The organism is Micrococcus sp. NPDC078436, assembly GCF_040702705.1.
Lineage (GTDB): Bacteria > Actinomycetota > Actinomycetes > Actinomycetales > Micrococcaceae > Micrococcus.
Genome location: NZ_JBFBLX010000001.1, coordinates 287,414 through 309,442 on the forward strand (window position 1 = coordinate 287,414; position 22,029 = coordinate 309,442).

Consider the following 22,029-nt stretch of genomic DNA (forward strand, 5'->3'; position numbering starts at 1 on the left):
GGGCCGAGAGGCCCACCGCACGGGGTGGGCCTGGATCAGGCCTGGGCGCCGTCGATGAAGTCCACGGCGTCCTGGACGGTCTTGAGGTTCTTGACCTCCTCGTCCGGGATCTTCACCCCGAACCTGTCCTCCGCGTTGACCACGATGGTCATCATGGAGATCGAGTCGATGTCGAGGTCGTCGGTGAACGACTTCTCCGGCTGCACGTCGGCCGTGTCGAGGCCGGTCTCCTCGTTCACGATCTCGGCGAGGCCGGCGAGGATCTCTTCCTTGGAAGCCATGGGGCGTCTCCTTCAGGTAGGTGTTTCGGTGTACTGGGTCAGTGAATCAGATGCGCACGCCTCAGGGGAGGCGCACCACCTGGGCTCCGTAGACGAGGCCGGCGCCGAAGCCGATCTGGAGGGCGAGGCCGCCCGAGAGCTCGGGGTGCTCGGCGAGCAGGCGGTGCATGGCCAGCGGGATGGACGCGGCGGAGGTGTTGCCCGCGTCGGCGATGTCCCGGGCCACCACCACGGACTCCGGCAACGCCAGCTGCTTGGCGAACTCGTCGATGATGCGCATGTTGGCCTGGTGCGGGATGAAGGCGGCCAGGTCGCCCGGCTCGACGCCGGCGCGGTCCAGCGCCTCGCGGGCCACCTTCGCCATGGACCACACGGCCCAGCGGAACACGGAGGGCCCGTCCTGGCGCAGGGTCGGCCAGAGCATCTCCTCGGCGCCGGTGATCGCGGAGGCGTCGCCGGTGGTGCGGGCGTGCTCGACGGCGTCGCGCACGTCCAGCTGCGAGCGGGTCATGGAGATGGTCTCCCAGCGCTCGCCGTCCGAGCCCCACACCGAGGGGGAGATGCCGGGCTCGTCCGAGGCGGAGACGATCACCGCGCCCGCGCCGTCGCCCAGCAGGAAGGAGATGGAGCGGTCCGTGGGGTCGATGACGTCGGAGAGGCGCTCCACGCCCACCACGAGCACGTGCTTCGCGGTGCCGGCCCGCACCAGCGCGTCGGCCTGGGCCACCCCGTAGCAGTAGCCCGCGCACGCGGCGGAGACGTCGTAGGCGGGGGCGGGGGTCGCGCCGATCTCGTGGGCCACCAGGGCTGCGGCCGAGGGGGTGGCGTGGGGGAAGGTCACGGTGGAGACGATGACGGCGTCGAGGTCCGAGCCCTCCAGTCCGGCGGAGGCGAGGGCCTCCCGGGCCGCGTCGACGGACATCGAGACCACGGTCTGGTCCGCGGTCGCGCGCTGGCGCGTGACGATGCCCGTGCGCTGCCGGATCCACTCGTCGGAGGAGTTGATGGGCCCCACGAGGTCCTCGTTCGGCACGAGGTTCGCGGGACGGCAGGCGCCGACGGCGACGATGCGGCTCGCCGCGGGGCGGTCCAGCTGCTTCAGGGTGACGGTCATGATGCTCTTCTCTGCGTCTGTTCGTCTCTGCGCGGGAGGGGGGCGGCGGTGCTCAGGCTGAGTGCTCGGCGAGGAACGCGCGGGCCGCGTCCAGGTCCTCGGGGCTCTTCAGCGCCAGCGTGGCGGTGCCCTTCAGGCCGCGCTTGGCCAGTCCCGTCAGCGTACCGCCGGGCAGGAGCTCGAGGACGCCGGTGACGCCGCGCTCGGCGAGGGCGTCCATGCACCGGTCCCACCGCACCGGGCGCGTCACCTGGTCCACGATCCGCTCCAGGACCTCGGCGCCCGAGGCGACGGCGGCGCCGTCCCGGTTGGAGAGCAGGGGAAGCCGCGGATCGGCAGGGGAGAGCGTGCGCACGTGGGCCGCCAGGGCGTCCACGGCGGGGGACATGTGCTCGGTGTGGAACGCGCCGGCCACCTTCAGGGGGATCACGCGCGCCCGGGCCGGGGCGCTCAGGTCGGCGAGCGCCTCGAGGGTGCCCGCCGCCACCACCTGGCCGGCGCCGTTGACGTTGGCCGGGGTGAGGCCGGCGGCCTCGATGGCGGCCAGCACCTCCTCCTGGTCCCCGCCCACGACGGCGGCCATGCCGGTGGGCGTGGCGGCGGCGGCCTCGGCCATGCCCGTGGCGCGGACGCGGACGAGCGCGAGCGACTCCGCGGGGGAGAGGACGCCCGCCAGGCCGGCGGCGGTGATCTCGCCGACGGAGTGGCCGGCGAGGACGGTGGTGGCGGGGTCGGAGGCGTCCGCCTCGAGGATGGATCCGGCGACGAGCCCCGCCGCGACGATGAGCGGCTGGGCGACGGCGGTGTCCTTGGTGGTCTCCTCGTCCGAGACCGTGCCGTGGCGGACCAGGTCCACGCCGGCGGCGTCGGAGAGCTCCTCCAGGAGCTCACGGGTCCCGTCCATCTCGAGCCAGGGGGCGAGGAAGCCGGGGGTCTGGGAGCCCTGTCCGGGGCACACGATCGCGAGCATGCCCTCCATCGTGTCAGGCGGGCGCGCCTCCCGCCTCCCGCTGCAGGCACGAACCCGCACGGAGGCGTTTGGAGGGTTCCTACAAGAGTGGGCGGCCCTCGGCGAGGCGGGACACGGCGATCGCGGTCTGGAGCACGTAGGCGTCGCGCGGCACGAGCGGGTCCCACCCGGTCAGCTCGCTGACCCGCCGGAGCCGGTAGCGGACGGTGTTCGCGTGCACGTAGAGCTCGCGGGCGGTGGCCTCGAGGGACCGGCCGAGGGCCAGGTAGGTGTCCACGGTCTCGAGGAGCGAGGAGCCGGCGTCGGCGAGGGGTGCCCAGACACCGTCCACGAGCGCCTCGCGAGCGGAGGGGTCGCCCATCAGCACGCGCTCCGGCAGGAGGTCCCCGGACGGCGTCGGGCGGGGGGCGCGCGGGTGCGCCGCCGCGGCGCCGAGCCCGGCGAGCGTGTGGTGGGCGGAGACGTGCGCCTCCACGAGCGAGTCCACCACGGGGCCCGCGATCACGGGTCCGGCGGCGAACCACGGGGTGAGCGCCTCGGCGGCGGCCCGGGGGTCGGTGACCGAGCCGAGGACGAGGACGAGACGCTCGGTCTGCACGCCCACCAGGAGGTCGCAGTCGAGGCGGGCCGCCGCGCGGCGCAGCCCGGGCACGTAGGCGGGCTGGTCCTCGCCCGGGGCGGAGCCGGCCATGACCATCACACAGTGGTCGTCGTGCCAGCCGAGCGCGGTGGCGCGGTGGCGGATCTCGTCCGGGTCCTGGCCGCGCAGCACGGCGTCGAGCAGGACCGCCTCGAGCCGGGAGTCCATGGCCCCGCGCATCTCCGCGGCCCGCGCGTAGACGTCCGCGAGGGCGAAGGCGATCTCCCGCGAGTAGTGCAGGATGTGCTCGCGCATCGCGGCCTGGTCCCGCTCCGCGACGAGGTCCGGGACGGTGGACTCGACGACCTCCACCATGGTGCGGATGAGCTGGAGGGCACGCTGGAGGGACACGGCGCGGCTGAGGTCGGTGGGGGCGGGCCCGAAGACGTCCTGGAGGACGGTGTCCGCGCCGGCCGTCGGCCGTTCGCACCACACCACGAGGCCCTGCAGGGCCCGCTGGGCCACGAGTCCGAGCGCGCTGCGCTCGTCCGGGGTGAGCTCGCGGTACCAGGGCAGGGTCGCGTCGAGGCGCTGCAGGACGGTGGTGTTGAGGGCCCCCAGGTGGCGGCGCAGCCGGTCGACACCCTCGGCGCTGACGGGGCGGGGCGCGGCGGCGCGGGGTTCGGGCATGCACAGCATCCTAGGGGCCCGCGACGCGACCGGTTGTGCGGTTCCTACAGCGGGGACGACGACGGCCGGCCGACCTTCCCGCGTGGGGAGGACGACCGGCCGTCGGGGCGGGCCGACGCACGGGCGCCGGCCGGGGGCGTCAGGCGTCGCCGCCGGCGTTGCCGGTGGTGCCCGCGTTGACGTCGCTGAGCCGGTACATCGAGTGCGCCTTCGCCGCGGTGCCCTCCTCGACCGTGCCCTCCTGCTCGAGGAGCTGCAGGGCGCGCACCACCATGGAGTGCGTGTCGATGTGGAAGTAGCGGCGCGCCGCCGAGCGGGTGTCGGCGAAGCCGAACTCGTCGGCGCCCAGCGCGCTGAAGCGCTGGGTCACGAACGGCCGGATCTGGTTGGCCCAGGACGTGGTGTAGTCCGAGGTGGCCACCACGGGGCCCTCGGCGCCCGCGAGCTTCTCCGTCACGAACGGGGTCCGCACCGGGGCGCTGGGGTCCTTGAGGGCGTCCTTCTCGGCCGCGACGGCGTCGCGGTAGAGCTCGTTGTACGAGGTCACGGACCACACGTCGGCGCTCACGCCCCAGTCCTCGGCGAGGATGCGCTGCGCGTCGACCGCCCACGGCAGGGCCACGCCGGAGCCCAGGAGCTGGACCTTCGGCCCGTCGCCCTGGCCCTCGGAGAGGCGGTAGATGCCCTTGAGCAGGCCGTCCACGTCCAGGTCCTCCGGCTCGTCGATGTGCACGATCGGCTCGTTGTACACCGTGAGGTAGTAGATGACATTGCGCACCGCGTCGCCGCGGTCGTGGTCGCCGTACATGTCCTCGAGGCCCTGGCGCACGATGTGCGCGATCTCATACGAGTACGCCGGGTCGTAGTGCTTCACGGCCGGGTTGGTGCCCGCCAGGACCGGCGAGTGGCCGTCCATGTGCTGGGTGCCCTCGCCCGCGAGCGTGGTGCGACCCGCGGTGGCGCCGATCATGAAGCCGCGAGCGAGCTGGTCGGCCGCCGCCCAGATGCTGTCCGCCGTCCGCTGGAACCCGAACATCGAGTAGAAGATGTAGATCGGGATCATGGGCTCGCCGTGCGTCGAGTACGCCGTGCCAAGGGCGTTGAAGGCCGCGGTAGCGCCGGCCTCGTTGATGCCCACGTGGTAGAGCTTGCCCTGCGGCGACTCCTTGTAGGAGAGGAACAGGTCGCGGTCCACGGACAGGTAGTTCTGGCCCTTGGGGTTGTAGATCTTCGCCGTCGGGAAGAACGAGTCCATGCCGAAGGTGCGGGCCTCGTCCGGGATGATCGGCACGAAGCGCGAGCCCAGGTTCTTGTCCCGCATCAGGTCCTTCAGCAGGCGCACGAAGGCCATGGTGGTGGCGGCCTGCTGCTTGCCCGAGCCCTTGCGGGCCTGCTTGTAGGCCGACTCCGGGGGCAGCGGGATGCGGTGGTAGTCCGCGCGGCGCTCGGGGACGAACCCTCCGAGCTCCTTGCGGCGCTCCATGAGGTACTTCATCTCCGGGGAGTCCGCGTCGGGCTTGTAGTACGGGATCTCGTACGGGTTCTTGTCGATGACCTCGTCGGAGACCGGGATGCGGTGACGGTCGCGGAAGACCTTGATGTCGTCCGCCGTCATCTTCTTCATCTGGTGGGTGGAGTTGCGGCCCTCGAAGGACTTGCCGAGGCCGTAGCCCTTGATGGTGTGGGCCAGGATGACGGTGGGCTGGCCCTTGTGCTCCATCGCGGCCTTGTAGGCGGCGTACACCTTCTTGTAGTCGTGGCCGCCCCGCTTGAGGCCCCAGATCTCGTCGTCGCTCATGTCCGCCACCAGCTCCTTGGTGGTGGAGGAGCGGCCGAAGAAGTGCTCGCGCACGAAGGCGCCGGACTCGGCCTTGTAGGTCTGGAAGTCGCCGTCGAGCGTCTCGTTCATGATGCGCACGAGCTCGCCCTCGTCGTCGGCCTCGAGCAGCGGATCCCACTCGCGGCCCCAGAGGACCTTGATGACGTTCCAGCCCGCGCCGCGGAAGTAGGACTCCAGCTCCTGGACGATCTTCCCGTTGCCGCGCACGGGCCCGTCGAGGCGCTGAAGGTTGCAGTTGACCACGAAGGTGAGGTTGTCCAGCTTGTCGTTGGCGGCGATGTGCAGCTGGCCGCGCGACTCCGGCTCGTCCATCTCGCCGTCGCCGAGGAACGCCCACACGTGCTGCTCGGACGTGTCCTTGATGCCGTGGTGGTGGAGGTAGCGGTTGGTCTGCGCCTGGAAGATGGCGTTCATCGGGCCGAGGCCCATGGAGACCGTCGGGAACTGCCAGAAGTCCGGCTTCATGCGCGGGTGCGGGTAGGAGGGGAGCGCGTGGCCCTCCTTGGACTTCTCCTGACGGAAGCCGTCCAGGTCCTCCTCGGTGAGGCGGCCCTCGAGGAAGGCGCGCGCGTAGTTGCCCGGGGAGGAGTGCCCCTGGAAGAAGATGTGGTCGCCGCCGCCGGGGTGGTCCTGCCCGCGGAAGAAGTGGTTCAGGCCCACCTCGTACAGGGTGGCCTGGCCGGCGTAGGAGGAGATGTGGCCGCCCACGCCGACGCCCTCGCGCTGCGCGCGCTGCACGATCGCCGCGGCGTTCCAGCGCAGGTAGTTACGGTAGCGGCGCTCCAGCTCCTCGTCGCCCGGGTACTCGGGCTCCTGGTCGGCCGGGATGGTGTTCACGTAGTCCGTGGTGGTCACGTGGGGCAGGGCGACCGACTGGGCGCCGGCGCGCTGCATGAGGGTGCGCATGATGTACTGCGCGCGCTCCGTCCCGCGCTCCTCCACGAGCCCGTCGAAGGACTCGATCCACTCCGCGGTCTCCTGCGGGTCCTTGTCCGGGAGCTGGTTGGTCAGACCGCTCAGGATCTGGGAGCTCTCTTCGGCTGCGCTCACGGTGCCTCCTGGTGTTCGTGCGGAGGGATGCTCCGCGTCGGTGCTGCTGCACTGGCGGGATACGCCCGCACTGCCGCGCCGCGCCCCCGGACTCGCTCCGGCGGACGGGCGCCTGTCGCGCCCAGCCTAGCGCCGTCCGTGGGCTGCGCGCGTGGTCTGGGACCCGGAGGCCCCGGGCGCACGGGCGTAGGGTGGGCCGTGTCACGCACACGCACGGCGCGCGCCCCGCACGGGGCGCATGTCCCGTCCCGGAGGAGGACCGCACACGATGGAGGCAGGGCCGCAGGAGACCCCGGCTGCTCAGGCACGGCTCGAGGAGCTCGGACTGGCGCCGGGCGACCTGGTGCAGGAGTGGGGGTTCGACGACGACGTCGACCACGGCTTCCGCGCCGCCCTCGAGGCGGCGCTCGGGGAGGAGCTGCTGACCGAGGAGGACCAGGAGCCCGCGGACGCCGTCCTCTTCTGGTGGCGCTCGGATGAGGGGGACGTCACAGACCTCGCCGACGCCCTGGTGGACGCCCAGCGCTCCCTCGACGCCGGCCCCCTCTGGATCATGACGCCCCGCACGGGCCGCCCGGGCCACGTGCCGCCGGCGGACGTGCAGGAGGCGGCCTCCACGGCCGGGCTGCACCCCACCACGGGCTCCGGCGTGAGCGCCGACTGGGCCGCCCAGAGGCTCGTGCAGAAGCGCGGTGGCTGAGCTGTGCAGAAGCGCGGCGGCTGAGGCCCCGGCGCTGCGGGACGACCACGGGCAGTCCTGGTCGTTCCCCCCGCTCGCCGCACCGGACGGCGTGCCGCATCCGGACGACGGAGTCGGCCGGCCCCGGGCGACCTGGCTGGCGTTCCTCCCCGGGGCGTTCACCCCGGTCTGCACCGGCGAGCTCGCCTGGCTCGCGGACCTCGCGCAGGAGCTCGCCGCGGTGGACGTCGCGGTGCGGGTGATCGCGTGCGACGCCGCCCCGGTGCTGCGCCGCGTGCGCGAGGACCTGGGCCTGGGGGAGCGGCTCACGCTGCTCTCCGACTTCTGGCCCCACGGGGCCGCGGCCGCGGCGTGCGATGCGTTCGACCCGGAGACGGGGCGGGCGCGACGGGTCTCCGTGCTGCTGGACGCGACCGGCGTCGAGGTTGCCAGGGTGGCCGCCGAGCCGGGCCGGGCGCGCTCGCGGAGCGCGCACGAGGCGGCGACGCGGGAGCACCTGCGCCGCACCGGTACCCTGGAGCGCAGCGCGGACCTATAGCTCAGTCGGCTAGAGCAGCTTGTTTACACCGAGCAGGTCGGGGGTTCGAGTCCCTCTGGGTCCACTCGTGTCGATGCCCCGGGACCACGCGCCTGGTCCCGGGGCCGTCGTCGTCCGCCGCGCGGGCCTGCCGTCAGGCCTCGGCGTACCGGGGACGCACCGCGCCGGCGTAGTCGCGCTTGATGTTGATCTTCTGCAGCGTCTCGATGCAGACCGGTCGCCCCACGAAGGGGGCGTGGATGCCGTGTCCCTTGCCGAGGTACAGGGCGACGTGGCGGATCTTCTCGCCGCCGGGCACGAGTGAGTAGAACAGCAGGTCGCCGGGGGTGAGGTCGTCGGCGGAGACCTTCGGCAGGCCCGAGTGGTTCAGCTGGGGGCCGGCGTCGCGGGGCAGCAGGATGCCGTGCGAGCGCAGCACCGTGTAGGTGAAGCCGGAGCAGTCGATGCCGAACGGGCTGATGCCGCCCCACAGATACGGCGTCCCGTCGAAGGAACGCGCGGTCTCGAAGACCTGCTCGACCGTGCCGAGGGCGGGCTCGCCCACGGCCACGTCCGCGCTGGCGATCCAGCCCTCGCGCTCGTTCGGCAGCAGGATCTTCGAGGCCTTCTCGCCCTGCTCCAGCAGCGGCAGACGGGTGCCGAAGGGCACGACCACGCGGGTCTGCTCCATGCCCTCGCCGTCGAACACGCCGGTGCTGTCCGCGGTCACGCGCACCACCTGGGCGCCGTCGGCCGTCTGGGCGGAGAGGAAGCCGAGATCACGCACGACGTGGGCGCGCGGCACCCAGCTGGTCTGATGGCCGTCGTCGTCCGGCGCGGCCTGGTCCAGGAAGCTCACCTTCGCCCAGTCCCCGGAGAGCTCTCGGACGGTGACGCGGGAGCCGAGGGCGGCCTGGGTGTCGGTGCGGCCGAGCAGCCCTCGCTGCTGGGCCACGTCCATGCGGGAGAGCCACTGGTCAGGCCGGGCGTCGGCCTTGATGACGGGCTCGTCCGTCCAGCCGCGGTCCTGGCCGGGCTTGAGCCAGGCGGTCGTCATGGAGGTGCGCACCACGGCGTCCTCGCCCACGGCGAGGTCCTTGATCCCCGTCTCCGCGACGGGGGACGCGGACGACGCCGCGGCCGACGAGGCGGTCTGCTGGGCGGAGGTCGTCGGCGCGGTGGCGCAGCCCGTCAGCCCCAGGGCGCCGACGGCTCCGGCGCCGCCGAGCCCCAGCAGCGTGCGGCGGCGGGTGAGCGGGCGTTCTGAGATGGCTTCCACGCGGTGGTTCTCCTCGTCTGTGGGCTGCCTCCGGACGTGACAGGACCCCTGGGCGTTCGGGTCGCGAGAGGTCCAGGGTGGTGCGGCACGTCCGGTGGTGGAGGTACGGCGGCGCGCTGCGCGGGCGGTCGGATGTCATCAGCAACCGTAGCGGGTGGTCCGCCCCACCGCGCATTCCTCGGGAGGTGGCCCTGCGGGGCATCACCCGCGCCGCGCCGTCTCGTCACCGTGCGTCGTCGCGGCGGAGGGACCGCACGGGATGTGGCACGCTGGGCCGACCATGAGTGAGGTCACACCGTCATCGCGCGCGGCGTCCGGCGCGCCGGACGCCCCGCCGTCCCGCCGCGCCGAGGTGGCCGAGGGAATCCGCCTGTCCGGGCCGGCGGGGCTGGGACTGGTGCCGCTGGGCGTGGCCTTCGGGATGCTCGTCGTGCAGGCCGGCCTGCCTGGGTGGACGGCCCCGCTGCTGTCCCTGGTGGTGTTCGCCGGCTCGGTGGAGCTGCTCATGGTGAGCCTGCTCGTCGCCGGGACGTCCCTGGTGGGGATCGCCGTGACCGTGTTCCTGCTCAACTTCCGGCACGTGTTCTATGCGTTCAGCTTCCCGCTGCGTGTGGTGCGGAACCCGTTGGCGCGGCTGTACTCGATGGGCGGGCTCATCGACGAGGCCTATGCCATCACCGCCGCCCATCCCCGCGGCTGGACGGCCCCGCGCCTGCTCGCCACCCAGATCAGCCTCCACCTGTACTGGGTGGTCGGAGGTCTCGTGGGTGTCGCGGCGGCGGGGCTGCTGCCGGCGCCGGTGGAGGGCCTCGAGTTCGCGCTCACCGCGCTGTTCATCGTCCTCGCCCTCGACGCCGCCCGCACCCGCCGCCACGTCCCGCTCGTGCTCGTTGCGGCGGCCGCCGTCGGGGTGGGGCTCGTCGTCGCGCCGGGCGCGCTGCTGGTCGCTTCGTTCCTCGGGTTCGCGGCGGCGCTGGTGGCGGCGCACGTCGCCGCCGAGAGCGGCGTGGCCCTGCCGCTGCCGGCGGTCCATGCGCTCGGCGCCCCGGCTCCCCGGGCCGCGGGCGGGGAGCCGGGCGGGCCCACAAGGGCGGACGGGGAGGGGGGACGATGATCGACGGGGCCGTGCACCCCGGGTACATCGTGGCGGCGGCCCTGGTGTCCGGCGGCGTGACCTTCCTGCTGCGAGCCCTGCCGTTCGCCCTGCTGCGCCCGCTTCGCGAGTCCGGGCTCGTGGCGCGCCTGGCCGTGTGGATGCCCGCCGGGATCCTGACGATCCTCGCGGTCGTGATGATCCTCGACTCCGCCGCCCTCGCCCCCGGCGACCCGGTCGACTGGCCGCGCATCCGCTGCGCGCTCGCGGCGAGCGCCGTGACCGTGCTCGTCCACCTGCTCGGCGGGCGGCGCACCCTGCTGTCCATCGGGGCGGGGACGCTGGCCTACGTGCTGCTCGTGAACCTGGCCCTCTGAGACACCCGCCGAGCGGGACGCCGCCGACGTCGCCTGCCCAAGGAGGCCTCTGCCCGGCCGGTCCTCTCCGGTGTGACCGGCCGGTCGCGGTCAATTCCCTGCGGTGTCGGTCGAGGGCTGCGCGGAGCCGCCGGCACCCGGGCCGACGCCGTCGGTGTCGTCGTAGACGTCGAGGGTGCCGCCGTAGTTGGCCACCCAGACCTGGCCGGTGGGCGCGTCGTAGGTGACGCCGACGGTGTTCTCGCCGGCCGGCTTCGTGTCGAGGATCTCGAGGGTCTCGGCATCGATCTTGGTCACCGCGGAGTCCTCGTAGTTGACGACGTACAGCGCCGTGCCGTCCGCGGAGATGTCCATGGAGCGCGGCTCATCCCCGGCCGACGCCGTGGCGAGGACCGTGCCGGTCGCGGCGTCCAGCTTCACGATCTGGTCGGCGCCGGCGACCGTCATGTAGAGGGTCTTCCCGTCCGGGGACAGGGTGAGGTGGCGCGGCTGGGGGCCGGTGTGCAGGACCACCTCGGCGGTGCCGGCCTCCAGGTCCACGCGGAAGAGCTTGTCCGCCCACATCGCGGTGACGTAGGCGGTCTTGTTGTCCGGCAGCACGACGGTGCCGCGAGGCATGGTGTCCAGGGGGATGGTGTGCTCGGTCTCCCCGGACCCGGTGTCGAGGACGGACATGGTTGCGTCGCACCAGTTGGCGACCAGCAGGCGGGAATCGTCGGGGGACAGAGCCACGTACTTGGGCACCCGGCCCACCCGGTAGGCGGCGTCCCACTTCTTGTCCTTCACCGAGTACCGGTACACCAGGGAGGGGGCGATCGCCGAGCCGGCGGTGCAGTTGTCATCCGGCTTGGTGCCCGTGCCCACCCCGCCGGTCAGCTGGTAGTTGGTGACATAGGCGTACTGGCCGTCCTGGGTCCACGCTGCCTCCACCGGGGAGCCGCTGACCACGCCGGACAGACCGTCGATGCCCATCGCGTCCGTGTCCACGGTGTCCTCGAGGGTCTGGACCACCTCGCGGCTCCGGGTGTCGACGAGCATGACGTTGTGCCGGTACATCATGTTGTTGGCGATCACGAGCCCGTGCTGGTTGGAGACCACCGACTTGGACGCCAGGCCGGGGTCCTTGATGGTCTCCACGTGCGTCAGCGTGGTGGTGTTGGACGCCGGGAAGTCGGCCGGATCCTCGGAGGCCGACTCCTCGGCCTGGCCCTGCGCCTCACTGGCCTGGCCACGGGTGGAGGCGGCTGCGCCGGCGTCACCCTTCCCGGAGCCGTCGTCCTGGGTGGCGGAGGCGCTGGCTCCCTGCCCGTTCTCCGTCTGCCCGCCGTCCGTGCCGGCGCAGCCGGTGAGCAGCAGGCCCACGGCGAGCAGCGCGGCGGGCCGCAGCGCCCGGGGGCGGGCGGCGTCGACGCCGCGCGCAGCACGAGCGTCGGCGGCGATGTCGGCAGTCTCGTGGACGCGGTGCAGTCGAGGCATGGGGGGTCTCCAAGGGCGAGGTGGTCGGTCGGCACGTCCGACGGCGTCGCCGAACACAGCTCAATCATAGCGAGACGGCGGGGGCGAAGTGCCCTGGGTCTCGGTCCGACCCACGTCCTCCAGGAGGGTCGGATCATGCCCCAGGAGGACAGTCCCGAGCTCAAGGCCCACGCGGGTGCGGACGATGCGCCAGGCGATGGCGGCGGCCGCCGGGGCGCCGTCGTCCGCGTAGGCTGGGAGGCCCCACCCCGCACGCCCCCCCTGAAGAGGTGCCCCATGTCCGCCACGCCCCTCGGTTTCTGGAAGCTGCCCGCCGACGCCCAGGGCCGCGCGCGCCATCTCGCCATCGTGAGCGCACCGGAGGCCGCGCAGACGCTCCTGCTCCTCAACGACGACGGCGGCTGGCGCCGCCTGGCCGTCTTCCAGGACGAGCTCGCCGGGCGGGCCGCCGCGCGCACGGTGGACGCCCTGCTGCAGTCGGTCACCTACCTGCGAATGGGCGGGACGGACGTGCTCGACGGCGCCGACACCGCCCGGCCCGGCGTCGAGTGGGCCGGCTACGAGAAGGACTTCGAGGAGGACGACCTCGCGCAGGGCCGCGAGGTGGACGCGCGGGCCCGGCTCTGGATCCTCCCCGCCGTGGACGGCGCGAGCGTCGGCCTCAAGCTCCCCGGTCACGCGCGCTACGACGACGCGGTGGCCGAGTTCGCGGACGTCGACGCGGCTCGGGCCGCCGTGGCGGCCGTGGACGCGCTCGTCGGAGCCGTGCGCCGGCGCTGACCCTGCCCGGGCCGGCCGCTGTCGCCCTTCGACGGAGCGGCAGGGTTCACCGGCTGTTCATCTCGCGGGACGACCCACTCCACGGCCGTGTCCGGGCCCCGGACCATAATGGGAGCCAGAACGGCCCGCGCGAACCCCGCGCCGGAGCCCCGGAGCGGCGGCGCCGCCGCTCCGCGACCTCACCCCACCGAAGGAGAAGGCCCATGGAGCTGCTGCAGCCCGACGCCCCCCGCGAGAACCTCCGTGAGTTCATCGACAAGCTGCGGGACGGCGGCTACACGGTCACCGACGGTCACACCAACGACCCGGACCTGATCGACCCCCAGGGCCGCGCCGTGGAGACGTGGAAGGAGGACTACCCGTACGAGGAGCGGATGTCCCGCGAGGAGTACGAGCTGGAGAAGTACCGCCTCCAGATCGAGCTGCTGAAGCTGCAGTACTGGTCCGAGGACACGGGCCAGCGCCACATCCTCGTGTTCGAGGGCCGGGACGCCGCCGGCAAGGGCGGCACCATCAAGCGCTTCACGGAGCACCTCAACCCCCGCATGGCCCGGGTCGTCGCGCTCAACAAGCCCTCGGACCGCGAGCAGGGCCAGTGGTACTTCCAGCGCTACATCCAGCACTTCCCCACGGTGGGCGAGATGGTGCTCTTCGACCGCTCCTGGTACAACCGGGCCGGCGTCGAGCGCGTCATGGGCTTCTCCACGGACGAGCAGTACCGCCGCTTCATGAACCAGGTGCCCCTGTTCGAGAAGATGCTGGTGGACGACGGCATCCACCTCACGAAGTTCTGGTTCTCCGTGACCCAGACCGAGCAGCGCACCCGCTTCGCGATCCGGCAGATCGACCCCGTCCGCCAGTGGAAGCTCTCGCCCATGGACCTCGAGTCCCTGGACCGCTGGGAGGCCTACACGGACGCCAAGGAGGCGATGTTCCTGCACACGGACACGGACCACGCCCCGTGGATCTCCATCCGCTCGAACGACAAGAAGCGCGCCCGGCTCAACGCCATGCGCTACTTCCTCACGCAGTTCGAGTACGAGGGCAAGGACCACGAGGTCGTGGGTGAGCCGGACTCGCTGATCATCCGCCGCGGCCGCGACGCCGTCGGGGACTGACCCTCGGCCGCTAGGCTGGCGGGGGCGGGCGGGACTCCGCCCCCGCACGCATCCACCCCCGCACAGGAGGCTCCTCAGGCATGACCGAGCAGACGACCACCGCCCTCGCCGGCACCGCGGACATCGGCGTCACCGGGCTCGCGGTGATGGGGGCCAACCTGGCCCGCAACTTCGCGCGCAACGGCTACACCGTGGCCCTCCACAACCGCAGCCGCGGCCGGACGGACCAGCTCGTGGCCGAGCACGGCCACGAGGGCGAGTTCGTGGCCACGGGCTCGCTCGAGGAGCTCGTCGCCTCCCTCGCCGTGCCGCGCCGCGTGCTGATCATGGTCAAGGCCGGCGCCCCCGTCGACGCGGTCATCGACCAGCTCGTGCCCCTCCTGGAGGAGGGCGACATCGTCATCGACGCCGGCAACTCCCATTACGAGGACACGCGCCGCCGCGAGGCCGCGCTCGCCGCCCAGGGGCTGCACTTCGTCGGCGTCGGGGTCTCCGGCGGCGAGGAGGGCGCGCTGAACGGGCCCGCCATCATGCCGGGCGGCCCGAAGGAGTCCTACGCCGCGGTCGGCCCCATGCTGGAGCGGATCGCCGCCCAGTACGGCGGCGAGCCCTGCTGCGCCTGGGTCGGCACGGACGGCGCCGGCCACTATGTGAAGATGGTCCACAACGGCATCGAGTACGCGGACATGCAGGTCATCGGCGAGGCCCACGACCTGCTGCGCCGCGTGGCTGGCATCGAGCCCGCCGCGCAGGCCGCCGTGTTCGACGCGTGGAACCGCACCGAGCTGTCCTCCTACCTCATCGAGATCACGGCCGAGGTGCTGCGCCAGACCGACGCCGCCACGGGCCGCCCGCTGATCGACGTGATCGTGGACGAGGCCGGCCAGAAGGGCACCGGCCGCTGGACCGCCATCTCGGGCCTCGACGTCGGCGCGCCCGTCGCGGCGATCGCCGAGTCGGTCTTCGCCCGCTCGCTCTCCTCGCAGCGAGAGGTCCGGGAGATCGCCCGCGAGACCCTCGTGGCGGGCGTCGACGGCGCGGGCGTGGCCGACGCCGACCGCGAGCAGTTCGTGGAGGACGTGCGCCAGGCGCTCTTCGCCTCCAAGCTCGTGGCCTACGCGCAGGGCCTGGACATGCTCTCCGCCGCCGCGGCCGAGTACGGCTGGTCGCTGGACCTCGGCACCATCGCCTCCCTGTGGCGCGACGGCTGCATCATCCGCGCCGACCTGCTGGACGTCATCATGACGGCGTTCGGCGGCCGGGACACCGACCGCCACCCCGAGCCGGGCACCCGCGCGGAGGGCCAGCCGCTGAACCTGCTGTTCGCCCCCGAGTTCACCCGCGCGATCGCCGACGCGCTGCCCGCGTGGCGCCGCGTGGTGGGCGCCGCGATCTCCGCCGGCGTGCCCGTGCCGGTCTTCTCCTCCGCCCTCGCGTACTACGACGGCCTGCGCGCCGACCGCCTGCCCGCCGCCCTCATCCAGGGCCAGCGCGACTTCTTCGGCGCCCACACCTACCGCCGCACGGACCGCGAGGGCTCGTTCCACACCCTGTGGTCCGGGGACCGCACGGAGGTGGACGGCGACGGCGTGCCCGTCGTCATGCCGCAGCCCGCCGAGGGCGACCCCACGGCCTGACGAGTCACGCCGCGGAATCGGCCGCGCCCTGCACCCCCGAGCCGGGGGTGCAGGGCGCCGTCATGAGCGGGCTCAGATGTAGAGGGCCGGCTCCACGAACTCGGCCGGGTCCACGAGGGGCGCCGTCTCCTCCTTGCACGAGCGCAGCCGGTACGTGGCCGGGATGCCCGTGGCGATGGCGTCCGCCGGGGTGTCCTTCACGACGACGGCGTTCGCGCCCACCGCGGTGCCCTCGCCGATCTCCACGGGGCCGAGGATCTTCGCCCCCGCGCCGATCACCACGCCGTCGCGCAGGGTGGGGTGGCGCTTCACCCGCTCGAGCGAGCGGCCGCCGAGGGTGACGCCGTGGTAGAGCATCACGTCGTCGCCCACCTCGGCGGTCTCCCCGATGACCACGCCCATGCCGTGGTCGATGAAGAAGCGTCGTCCGATGGTCGCACCCGGGTGGATCTCGATCCCCGTCAGGGCGCGCGTCGCCTGGGAGAGCACGCGAGCCGGCGTCTTGAGGCGGTCGTGGCGCCACATCCGGTGGGCCACGCGGTGCGACCACACGGCGTGCAGCCCCGAGTACACGAGGGCCACCTCGAGATCGCCGCGCGCGGCCGGGTCGTGGCTGCGGACGGTGGCGATGTCTTCCTTCAAGCGGGAGATGAAGCCCAAGGGGTCAGGCCCTTTCGGTGACGGGGGAGCGGGGTGCGTGCGCAGAGGAGGGCGGCGGCGGTCAGCCGCGGATGTCCTCGAACAGGGGCGTGGAGATGTAGCGCTCGCCGAAGTCGCACACGACCGCGACGATCAGCTTGCCCTCGTTCTGCGGCTTGGCGGCCTCCTTCAGCGCGGCGGAGACGATCGCGCCGGTGGAGATGCCCCCGAGGATGCCCTCCTTGCGGCCCAGCTCGCGCGCGACCTCGAGGGACTCCTCGAAGGAGGCGGCGTACACCTCGTCGTACAGCTCGGTGTCCAGGATCTCCGGGACGAAGTTGGCGCCGATGCCCTGGATCTTGTGGGGGCCGGCCTTGCCGCCGGAGAGGATGGGCGAGTCGGCCGGCTCGACCGCGATGAGCTTCACGTCCGACTTCTGCTCGCGCAGGTAGCGGCCGGCGCCGGTGATGGTGCCGCCCGTGCCCACGCCGGCGACGAACACGTCCACCGCGCCGTCCGAGGCGTCCCAGATCTCCGGGCCGGTGCCGGTGTAGTGCGCCTGCACGTTGGCCTCGTTGGCGAACTGCTGGGCCCAGATGGAGTTCGGGGTGGTGCGGACGATCTCCTGCGCGCGCTCGAGGGCGCCGCGCATCCCCTCGGCGCCGGGGGTGAGCACGATCTCCGCGCCGAAGGCCTTGAGCATCACGCGTCGCTCCGTGGACATCGTCTCGGGCATCGTGAGGATCACACGGTAGCCGCGGGCGGCTCCCACCATGGCCAGGGCGATGCCGGTGTTGCCGGAGGTGCCCTCCACGATGGTCCCCCCGGGCGCCAGCGCGCCGGACGCCTCGGCCGCGTCCACGATGGCGGTGCCGATGCGGTCCTTGACCGAGTTGGCCGGGTTGTAGAACTCCACCTTGACGGCCACGTCGCCGGGCAGGCCCTCCGTCAGCCGGTTGAGACGCACGAGCGGCGTGCCGCCGACCGCCTGGGTGATGTCGTCGAGGATGCGGGCCATGGGGGGACCTCCTGAGTGAGTGGTACGGGGTGGGAAGGGTCGGGACCAGGCTACGCCGGGGGAGCGGGACTCAGCCCTCGGTGAGCCACGCGGCGTAGCGTCGGCGGACGCGCGCGAGCTTCGGGTCGATGACCACCTGGCAGTAGCCGTTGCCGGGGCGACGGGTGTAGAAGTCCTGGTGGACGTCCTCGGCGGGGAACCACGGACCCGCGGGCTCGACGGTGGTGACGATCGGGCGATCGTAGTTCTCCTGCGCGCGGGCGACCTCGCGCTCGTAGAAGCGGGCCTCCTCCTCGTCGCGGGCGAACACCGCGGAGCGGTACTGCGTGCCGACGTCGTGGCCCTGGCGGTTCAGCGCGGTCGGGTCATGGCCCGTGAAGAAGAGGTCCATGATCACCTCGGCGGGCACGACGGCGGCGTCGAACCGCACGCGCACGGCCTCGGCATGGCCGGTGGTCCCGGTGCACACGGCCTCGTAGTCCGGCGCGGGAACGTGGCCGCCCGTGTACCCGGACTCGACCTCCAGGACGCCCCGCACGCGGCGGTACACGGCGTCGAGGCACCAGAAGCACCCTCCGGCCAGCGTGAGCTCGCGGGGGTCGGCGGGCGCGGCGGTGGGCTCGGGCGAGGGCAGTTCGAACGCGGTCATGTCCGGAGACAGCAACCCCGCTCCCGGGTTCATTCCCGCGCCCGCCGACTCGAGCGGGCGGGAGGGAGTGCGGGAGGGGGCTGCGGTGGTCCATCATGACCCCATGACCGGTCAGCGCACAGCTTCCCACGGCCCCCTCTTCGGCGAGCGGCGCGGACCCGACCGGCGGGCCGCGGACGACGCGGCGCCCACGCTCGCGGAGGTGCTCGAGCACGTCGAGCGGCTCTGGCCCCGTTCCCTCGCCGAATCCTGGGACGCCGTGGGGCCGGTGGCCGGCCGACCCGAGGCGTCCGTGCGGCGCATCCTGTGGGCCGTGGACCCCGTGCGCACGGTGGTGGACGAGGCCGTGGAGGCCGGTGCCGACCTCGTCATCACGCACCACCCCCTCCTGCTGCGCGGGGTGACCAGCGTGGCCGCCACGGGGCATGGTGCGGCGTACAAGGGAGAGCTCCTCCACACCCTGATCGAGCACGGCATCGGGCTCGTGGCCGCCCACACCAACGCGGACTCGGCCGTGGGCGGAGTCTCCGACGTGCTCGCCCAGGCGATCGGCCTTGAGGACCTTCGGCCGCTGCAGCCGGCCGGGTCCGGCACGGACGCGGAGGGCATCGGCCGCGTCGGCGTGCTGCCCGCCCCCGTGAGCCTCGCGGAGCTGGCGGGCCGTGTGCACCGGGTGCTGCCCGGCGTCGCCGGCGGGGTGCGCGCAGCCGGGGACGCCGAGGGCGAGGTCCGCACCGTGGCGGTGTGCGGCGGTGCGGGGGACGGTCTGTTCGACGCCGTGCGCGCGAGCGGGGCAGACGCGTACGTGACCGCCGACCTGCGCCACCACCCGGCCTCCGAGGCGCGCGAGGCCGCCCGTCTCACGGGCGGCCGCCCGTTCCTCGTGGACGTCTCCCACTGGGCGAGCGAGTGGCTGTGGCTGCCCGTGGGCGCCCGCGCCCTCGAGGAGGCCCTGCACGCGGCGGGCCGCACCGTCGAGTCGATCGTGTCCACCCGGGTGACCGACCCGTGGGACTACGTCATCACCGAGAGGAACGCACCGTGACCGCTCTGACAGCGCCCCCCGCCGTCCAGGCAAGGCTCCTGGAGCTGCAGGACCTGGACACCCGGATCCTCCAGGCCAGGACCGCGCTTGCGCGCCTGCGCACCGACGCCGAGCACGCAGACCGCCAGCAGGCGGCCCGCGCCGCCGAGGCGGCGCTCGCGGACGCCACCGCCGCGGCCGAGGAGGCCGACCGGCAGGCGGCCTCCGCCTCGGAGAAGGCCGCGGCCACGCGCGCCCGCCGTGACCGCACCCGGGAGCGGCTCGCCGCATCCGGCACCTCCTCCCGCGACCTCGAGGGCCTGGCCCATGAGGAGCAGACGCTCGAGGCCCTCCTGGCGGAGCACGAGGAGGCCGCCCTCGTGGCGATGCAGTCCGCGGACGCCGCCGAGCAGGCCGTCGGCGCGGCGCAGGCGAGCCTGGCGGAGGCCCGTCACGCCGTCGGCGAGCGGGTGGCCCACCTGCGCGCCACGGGCCAGCAGGTCACCCTCGAGGGGCGCGAGCTCACGGCCCGCCGTGCCGCCCTCGCGGGCCTGCTCCCCGCCCCGCTCCTCGCCCTCTACGAGAAGGCCCGCGAGGCCAACGGGGGCATCGGGGCCGCGCGCCTCACAGGCCGCTGCTCCAGCGCGACCGGCATGGAGCTCTCCCCGGCCGACATCGCCCGGATCACGGCGCTGCCGCCCGAGGCCGTGGCGCGCTGCCCGGAGTCGGGCGCGATCCTCGTGCGCGGCTGAGCTCGCCGACGTCGGCGGGGTTCTGCACGGTGCGGCGCAGCGCTGCCCGGCGCGTGCCGACGCGCCCATCAGTACAGTGGAGGGTCGGCGCGCCGCCCGGCGCGCCCGGTGAGACGAGGAGGCCGTGGTGGCGGAACGAGTCCTGCAGGTGGAGGCCGACGGCGGCTCCCGCGGCAACCCCGGCGTGGCCGGCTACGGCGCGCTCGTGCGCGACCCCGCCACCGGCGAGGTCCTCATGACGGACGCGGCGCCGCTCGGCAGGGCCTCCAACAACGTGGCCGAGTACTCGGGCCTCGTGGCCGGTCTGCGGATGGCGGCGATGATCGACCCCACCGCGCGCGTGCACGTGCTCATGGACTCCAAGCTCGTGGTCGAGCAGATGTCCGGGCGCTGGAAGATCAAGCACGAGGACATGCGCCGCCTCGCCGCCGACGCCCGGGCGATCGCCCCGGCGGGCCGCGTGACGTACGAGTGGATCCCGCGGGCCAAGAACAAGGACGCCGACCAGCTCTCGAACGAGGCCATGGACGCGGGCGCGCGCGGCGGGTCCTGGGACGCCGGCGCCTCGAAGATCGCGGTCGCCGCGCCGCGGGCCGACGCCGACGAGCGCGCCGCCGCCCCGGAGGCCGCCGCGGACGAGCGTGCCGACGCCGCTCCCGCGACGGACTCGGGACCGCGTCCGACCGGCTCGCTGCACCACGTGGAGGTCTGGGTGGCGGACCTGGACGCCGCGACCCGGACCCTCGGCTGGCTGTTCACCCAGCTCGGCTACGTCCCGCACGGCGGCTGGGACGAGGGCCAGACCTACCAGGGCGCGGGCCACTACCTCGTGCTCGAGGCCGGGCCGGACGTGAGCGGCGGGGCGCACGAGCGCACCCGCCCGGGGCTGAACCACCTCGCCTTCCAGGCCGGTTCCCGCGCCCGCGTCGACGAGCTCACCGCCGCTGCGCGGGAACGGGGCTTCCGTCTCCTGTTCGCGGACCGCCACCCCCATGCCGGCGGGCCCGACCACTACGCCGCCTACCTCGAGACGGCCGACGGCTTCGAGGTGGAGCTCGTGGCCACGGGGGACTGAGCCGGCGTCAGGACTCGGGCAGCACCACGCGCAGGGAGCCGGCCCTCGCGTCCGTCGGGGCGTCGAGCTCCACCTCCCACTGCGGTCCGCCGTCGCCCGCCCCGGCCGCGGCCACCACGTCCGCCGCGCGCTCCGGCGTGGACGCGGCGCGGGGGCCCGCCTCGAGCAGCGCGCGGGCCACGAGGCCGCGGGTGTGCTTGGCGAAGTGGGAGACCACGGTGCGCCGACCCTCGCGCAGCTGCAGCACGTCCACGCCCACGGTCCGCGCGGCCGGGGCCTTCCAGAGGGCGGCGTAGCCCCCCGAGCGGCAGTCGACCACGGGGCCGCCGGCGCAGTCGGCCAGGGTGTCCAGGGCGGGCGTCAGCCGGGGCCGCCACCACGCGGCCAGGCCGGGCATCTCCGGCAGTCGCGCCCCGGCCGACAGGCGGTGGGCGGGGATGCGGTCCGCGAAGGCGGTGGCGCCGAAGAGCGCCGAGAACACCAGGACGTCCGTGCGGGCCCGCCGCTTGGCGGCGGGGGAGAGCGAGGCGTGGTCGAGGGCGTCGAAGAGCACGCCCGTGTACACGCGGTGCCCCGGCGCCGCGGGGGCGTCCCGCAGGGTGCGGTTCGCGGCCACCTCCGCCGCGAGCGACGCCCCGACGCCGAGCAGCTCCAGTGCGTCCGGACGCACGGACGCCGCGGCGACGCGGTCCAGCAGCTCCTCGCGTGCGCCCGAGACGTCCGGCGAATCGGCAAGCGCGAGGGAGGCGAGGTCCAGGGGCGCCCCCGAGCGGGGCGGGGTCTTGCCCTCGGAGGGCGGCAGCAGGATCAGCACCGGTCCAGCCTAGTCAGCAGGACCCGTCGCCGGCCCGTCCGCCCACGGCGATTCCCGCTCACCCGGGTGGGCTCCGTCGTCGCGGACTGGCAGAGTGGGGGCGGACGGTCCGCAGACGGCGGGCCGGCGCCGCGACGAGCCCGGGAGGCCCCATGGAGACGATGGCCGTCTATGCGTGGGTCTTCCCCGCCGCCCTGCTGGCCATGGCCGCCGCGATCGCCGTCGGCGCGCGCTCGAGCGGACGCACGCGCACCCGCTCTTCGGAGGTGGAGACCCGCCTGCGGGAGCGCACCTTCACGGGCGCGGACCGGGTGAGCCTGGAGTGGCCGCGGGACCGCCGTCGGCCCACGCTGGCCACGGTCGTCTCGCTGGGCGAGATGTACGGGTACGGACTCGTGGACCGCATCGAGCGCGAGCACGTCATCGAGCTCCGCTTCGAACGTCTCCGCGACGACGACGCCCTCTGAACCGCCGCCCCGTTCCCCGATTCCAGGAGCCCCCGTGGAGATCCTCATCGCCCTCGTCGGCGGACTGCTCGTGCTGTTCTTCCTCGCCG

At 73.6% G+C, this 22,029-nt stretch carries 22 protein-coding genes and 1 tRNA gene; 12 read left to right on the forward strand and 11 right to left on the reverse strand.

The genetic code is table 11. From position 1 onward, the window contains the following. Positions 1–35 precede the first annotated feature (35 nt). The 5 genes from AB0302_RS01325 to aceE form a co-directional block, all read right to left on the reverse strand. Positions 36–281 (reverse strand): acyl carrier protein, encoded by a 246-nt coding sequence (locus AB0302_RS01325; protein WP_248115047.1) that lies wholly within the window; start codon positions 279–281, stop codon positions 36–38. Positions 282–342: 61 nt separating this feature from the next. Beyond that, a complete protein-coding gene (locus tag AB0302_RS01330; protein WP_248115046.1) occupies positions 343–1,395 on the reverse strand; it encodes a beta-ketoacyl-ACP synthase III in 1,053 nt (350 codons plus the stop codon). 52 nt (positions 1,396–1,447) lie between these two features. After that, the gene (locus tag AB0302_RS01335; RefSeq protein ID WP_366370290.1) at positions 1,448–2,365 is read right to left on the reverse strand and encodes an ACP S-malonyltransferase; all 918 of its coding nucleotides are present in this window, start codon (positions 2,363–2,365) and stop codon (positions 1,448–1,450) included. Between the two features lie 79 nt (positions 2,366–2,444). Further along, on the reverse strand, positions 2,445–3,635 hold the full coding sequence (locus AB0302_RS01340; protein ID WP_366370291.1) for a helix-turn-helix domain-containing protein: 1,191 nt from the start codon (positions 3,633–3,635) through the stop codon (positions 2,445–2,447). A gap of 139 nt (positions 3,636–3,774) precedes the next feature. Then, complete coding sequence (gene aceE, locus AB0302_RS01345) at positions 3,775–6,525, reverse strand: pyruvate dehydrogenase (acetyl-transferring), homodimeric type (protein WP_366370292.1); 2,751 nt, start codon at positions 6,523–6,525, stop codon at positions 3,775–3,777. A 268-nt stretch (positions 6,526–6,793) separates the two neighbouring features. Here aceE and AB0302_RS01350 point away from each other — a divergent pair, with 268 nt between their 5' ends. The 3 genes from AB0302_RS01350 to AB0302_RS01360 all read left to right on the forward strand — a co-directional run bounded on the left by AB0302_RS01350 (position 6,794) and on the right by AB0302_RS01360 (position 7,827). After that, positions 6,794–7,225 carry a DUF3052 domain-containing protein gene (locus AB0302_RS01350; RefSeq protein ID WP_248115042.1) on the forward strand — a complete coding sequence of 144 codons (432 nt, stop codon included), beginning with the start codon at positions 6,794–6,796 and terminating at the stop codon, positions 7,223–7,225. Next, entirely contained in the window at positions 7,218–7,763 is a 546-nt protein-coding gene (locus tag AB0302_RS01355; protein WP_366370293.1) for a redoxin domain-containing protein, read from the forward strand. Before AB0302_RS01350 ends, AB0302_RS01355 begins: the two co-directional genes overlap by 8 nt. Continuing rightward, positions 7,754–7,827 (forward strand) — tRNA-Val (locus AB0302_RS01360). Before AB0302_RS01355 ends, AB0302_RS01360 begins: the two co-directional genes overlap by 10 nt. A 69-nt stretch (positions 7,828–7,896) precedes the next feature. Here the strand turns inward: AB0302_RS01360 and AB0302_RS01365 are convergent. Continuing rightward, positions 7,897–9,021: a C40 family peptidase gene (locus tag AB0302_RS01365; protein WP_366370294.1), complete on the reverse strand. Its 1,125-nt coding sequence runs from the start codon at positions 9,019–9,021 to the stop codon at positions 7,897–7,899. A gap of 280 nt (positions 9,022–9,301) precedes the next feature. On the opposite strand from AB0302_RS01365, the gene AB0302_RS01370 reads away from it, so the two are divergent. Together AB0302_RS01370 and AB0302_RS01375 are read left to right on the forward strand one after the other, a co-directional pair. Beyond that, positions 9,302–10,135 carry an AzlC family ABC transporter permease gene (locus AB0302_RS01370; RefSeq protein ID WP_366370295.1) on the forward strand — a complete coding sequence of 278 codons (834 nt, stop codon included), beginning with the start codon at positions 9,302–9,304 and terminating at the stop codon, positions 10,133–10,135. Next, positions 10,132–10,491 (forward strand): AzlD domain-containing protein, encoded by a 360-nt coding sequence (locus AB0302_RS01375; RefSeq protein ID WP_248115038.1) that lies wholly within the window; start codon positions 10,132–10,134, stop codon positions 10,489–10,491. Before AB0302_RS01370 ends, AB0302_RS01375 begins: the two co-directional genes overlap by 4 nt. 90 nt (positions 10,492–10,581) lie before the next feature. On the opposite strand, the gene AB0302_RS01380 is transcribed toward AB0302_RS01375, so the two are convergent. Further along, on the reverse strand, positions 10,582–11,967 hold the full coding sequence (locus AB0302_RS01380) for a YncE family protein (RefSeq protein WP_366370296.1): 1,386 nt from the start codon (positions 11,965–11,967) through the stop codon (positions 10,582–10,584). Positions 11,968–12,243: 276 nt separating this feature from the next. On the opposite strand from AB0302_RS01380, the gene AB0302_RS01385 reads away from it, so the two are divergent. The 3 genes from AB0302_RS01385 to gndA all read left to right on the forward strand — a co-directional run bounded on the left by AB0302_RS01385 (position 12,244) and on the right by gndA (position 15,502). Continuing rightward, on the forward strand, positions 12,244–12,747 hold the full coding sequence (locus AB0302_RS01385) for a hypothetical protein (RefSeq protein WP_366370297.1): 504 nt from the start codon (positions 12,244–12,246) through the stop codon (positions 12,745–12,747). A 203-nt stretch (positions 12,748–12,950) separates the two neighbouring features. Then, positions 12,951–13,865, forward strand: a complete 915-nt coding sequence (ppk2, locus tag AB0302_RS01390) for a polyphosphate kinase 2 (RefSeq protein ID WP_366370298.1) — start codon at positions 12,951–12,953, stop codon at positions 13,863–13,865. A gap of 80 nt (positions 13,866–13,945) precedes the next feature. Then, positions 13,946–15,502: an NADP-dependent phosphogluconate dehydrogenase gene (gene gndA / locus AB0302_RS01395; RefSeq protein WP_298713310.1), complete on the forward strand. Its 1,557-nt coding sequence runs from the start codon at positions 13,946–13,948 to the stop codon at positions 15,500–15,502. 72 nt (positions 15,503–15,574) lie between these two features. On the opposite strand, the gene epsC is transcribed toward gndA, so the two are convergent. The 3 genes from epsC to msrA all read right to left on the reverse strand — a co-directional run bounded on the left by epsC (position 15,575) and on the right by msrA (position 17,808). Then, entirely contained in the window at positions 15,575–16,162 is a 588-nt protein-coding gene (gene epsC, locus AB0302_RS01400) for a serine O-acetyltransferase EpsC (protein WP_366370299.1), read from the reverse strand. Positions 16,163–16,223: 61 nt separating this feature from the next. Then, on the reverse strand, positions 16,224–17,159 hold the full coding sequence (cysK, locus tag AB0302_RS01405; protein ID WP_366370300.1) for a cysteine synthase A: 936 nt from the start codon (positions 17,157–17,159) through the stop codon (positions 16,224–16,226). Positions 17,160–17,229: 70 nt separating this feature from the next. Beyond that, positions 17,230–17,808, reverse strand: coding sequence for a peptide-methionine (S)-S-oxide reductase MsrA (gene msrA / locus AB0302_RS01410; RefSeq protein ID WP_366370301.1), 579 nt, complete (start codon positions 17,806–17,808; stop codon positions 17,230–17,232). Positions 17,809–17,911: 103 nt separating this feature from the next. Here msrA and AB0302_RS01415 point away from each other — a divergent pair, with 103 nt between their 5' ends. From AB0302_RS01415 to AB0302_RS01425, 3 genes are all read left to right on the forward strand, one after another. Then, the gene (locus AB0302_RS01415; RefSeq protein WP_366370302.1) at positions 17,912–18,853 is read left to right on the forward strand and encodes a Nif3-like dinuclear metal center hexameric protein; all 942 of its coding nucleotides are present in this window, start codon (positions 17,912–17,914) and stop codon (positions 18,851–18,853) included. After that, a complete protein-coding gene (locus AB0302_RS01420; RefSeq protein WP_366370303.1) occupies positions 18,850–19,584 on the forward strand; it encodes a DNA-binding protein in 735 nt (244 codons plus the stop codon). The genes AB0302_RS01415 and AB0302_RS01420 overlap by 4 nt, the downstream gene beginning before the upstream one ends. A 127-nt stretch (positions 19,585–19,711) precedes the next feature. After that, the gene (locus tag AB0302_RS01425) at positions 19,712–20,659 is read left to right on the forward strand and encodes a reverse transcriptase-like protein (RefSeq protein WP_366370304.1); all 948 of its coding nucleotides are present in this window, start codon (positions 19,712–19,714) and stop codon (positions 20,657–20,659) included. Between the two features lie 7 nt (positions 20,660–20,666). Here the strand turns inward: AB0302_RS01425 and AB0302_RS01430 are convergent, their stop codons facing one another. Then, positions 20,667–21,473 (reverse strand): peroxide stress protein YaaA, encoded by an 807-nt coding sequence (locus AB0302_RS01430; RefSeq protein ID WP_366370305.1) that lies wholly within the window; start codon positions 21,471–21,473, stop codon positions 20,667–20,669. A 152-nt stretch (positions 21,474–21,625) separates the two neighbouring features. On the opposite strand from AB0302_RS01430, the gene AB0302_RS01435 reads away from it, so the two are divergent. Continuing rightward, complete coding sequence (locus tag AB0302_RS01435) at positions 21,626–21,940, forward strand: hypothetical protein (RefSeq protein ID WP_366370306.1); 315 nt, start codon at positions 21,626–21,628, stop codon at positions 21,938–21,940. Positions 21,941–22,029 lie beyond the last annotated feature (89 nt).

Coding starts and splice junctions, on each gene's coding strand:
- AB0302_RS01325 (WP_248115047.1), bottom strand. CDS start 281: ATGGCTTCCAAGGAAGAGATCCTCGCCGGCCTCGCCGAGATCGTGAAC.
- AB0302_RS01340 (WP_366370291.1), bottom strand. CDS start 3,635: ATGCCCGAACCCCGCGCCGCCGCGCCCCGCCCCGTCAGCGCCGAGGGT.
- AB0302_RS01375 (WP_248115038.1), top strand. CDS start 10,132: ATGATCGACGGGGCCGTGCACCCCGGGTACATCGTGGCGGCGGCCCTG.
- AB0302_RS01370 (WP_366370295.1), top strand. CDS start 9,302: ATGAGTGAGGTCACACCGTCATCGCGCGCGGCGTCCGGCGCGCCGGAC.
- msrA (WP_366370301.1), bottom strand. CDS start 17,808: ATGACCGCGTTCGAACTGCCCTCGCCCGAGCCCACCGCCGCGCCCGCC.
- AB0302_RS01335 (WP_366370290.1), bottom strand. CDS start 2,365: ATGCTCGCGATCGTGTGCCCCGGACAGGGCTCCCAGACCCCCGGCTTC.
- AB0302_RS01385 (WP_366370297.1), top strand. CDS start 12,244: ATGTCCGCCACGCCCCTCGGTTTCTGGAAGCTGCCCGCCGACGCCCAG.
- AB0302_RS01380 (WP_366370296.1), bottom strand. CDS start 11,967: ATGCCTCGACTGCACCGCGTCCACGAGACTGCCGACATCGCCGCCGAC.
- AB0302_RS01350 (WP_248115042.1), top strand. CDS start 6,794: ATGGAGGCAGGGCCGCAGGAGACCCCGGCTGCTCAGGCACGGCTCGAG.
- AB0302_RS01435 (WP_366370306.1), top strand. CDS start 21,626: ATGGAGACGATGGCCGTCTATGCGTGGGTCTTCCCCGCCGCCCTGCTG.
- cysK (WP_366370300.1), bottom strand. CDS start 17,159: ATGGCCCGCATCCTCGACGACATCACCCAGGCGGTCGGCGGCACGCCG.
- ppk2 (WP_366370298.1), top strand. CDS start 12,951: ATGGAGCTGCTGCAGCCCGACGCCCCCCGCGAGAACCTCCGTGAGTTC.
- AB0302_RS01330 (WP_248115046.1), bottom strand. CDS start 1,395: ATGACCGTCACCCTGAAGCAGCTGGACCGCCCCGCGGCGAGCCGCATC.
- AB0302_RS01415 (WP_366370302.1), top strand. CDS start 17,912: ATGACCGGTCAGCGCACAGCTTCCCACGGCCCCCTCTTCGGCGAGCGG.
- gndA (WP_298713310.1), top strand. CDS start 13,946: ATGACCGAGCAGACGACCACCGCCCTCGCCGGCACCGCGGACATCGGC.